Below are 1,403 nucleotides of genomic sequence, written 5' to 3' on the forward strand. Positions count from 1 at the left end.
GAGGATTTATCTCGTTTTCAAACATGAAAGTGGTGCAGGGAATCATCAAAAAAAGGGATGTATGGATCATATATCCATAGAACTAACACCAAAATCAAAGTTGATTTCCAACCATCACGGATTCAGGTAGTATCAATACTGCCAATTTCTTTCTCCTCCATTAACTCTAATTTATTAATCAAAATACCAATTGTTGAACATAATATTACAAACATTCCGATAAGATATATTATAATTTGAATAGAGATAACTTCTCCCAATTTACCAATTATACTATATATAAACGCACCTAATAATGAGATGAACATATTGATTATGCTGTTAACCCTTCCTTGAAAATTATTATCTACCTTTTCAAGAATTATAGTGCTAAATAATGTTCTTGACTGAAGTGCAACTGCACCTAGAAAAAACATCACTGTCCCGATAATTAATATGCTTTTCGTTACTGGAATTAAACACAGCAGCCCACCTAAAGCGGCTATACTCATCCAAATAAAATTTCTCCTACCCATTAATTTAATTATCCTTATTAGGCACAATCCGCCCACTATAGAACCCACTGCAAAAATACCTTCAAGGAGGCTTAATGTTGCCGGCCCTTCAGCTAAGATTTTAGTGACATAAGGAACCATAATAATATTGACTATCTGAATCACAAATTCGTTTAATGCTACTAAACAACCGAAAAGTACAATGATTTTTCTAGCAGATAAATACTTAGCAGTGGATTTCAATTGCACGAAAAAGTCATGAAACTCAATAGTATTTTTCTTTTTCAGAGTATTATTTTTCCGTTGTCTTATACTTAGAATACTTATTGCAGCTATAATAAACAAAATTGAATTAAAAAATACTGCAAATACATCTGCTATGTATTCAAAGAGAAAACCTGCAATAGCTGTTCCTATTATCATTCCTATTTGAAAAGTTACGTTTAATGACGTATTTCCCTTTAACAACTCATCGTTTGTTAATAGTTCCTTCATCAACCCTTTAAATGCAGGCATATAGAATCTATCGACAACATTCCAAAGAAAAGTTACTACATACAATATTAATAAATTTAAACTATCAATTAAAATTGCTAAAGGTATAATAATAAGTAATAGCGATCTTAAAAATTGTACAACAACAATAGTCTTCTTCCTATTCCAAATATCAACAAGCACACCAATAAAAGGTGATAATAAAATTCTTGGAATTGTAGAGATGGCCAAAACTGTCCCAATTGCTGAGGCTGTTTGAGTAATATCATAAGCTAACCAGGTTACTACTCACATTTCGCACCCTCCCAACGAAAATCGGGAGGATTTTTTCGTTCCGATGTCGAATGAATCCTTGACACACAAGGAAAGTGAAGGAGTTTTTCTCTCATGAACGTTCAAGTCAAAAAGGTCTAT

The 1,403-nt window shown here is 32.3% G+C and carries 1 pseudogene; it reads right to left on the reverse strand.

The window, feature by feature from the left end:
- Positions 1-122: 122 nt before the first annotated feature.
- Positions 123-1,259: pseudogene (locus tag ETC02_RS16550) on the reverse strand (MFS transporter); the annotation flags it as partial.
- Positions 1,260-1,403 lie beyond the last annotated feature (144 nt).

It is taken from the genome of Geobacillus sp. DSP4a (assembly GCF_013096875.1).
Classification (GTDB): Bacteria; Bacillota; Bacilli; order Bacillales; family Anoxybacillaceae; genus Geobacillus; species Geobacillus thermophilus.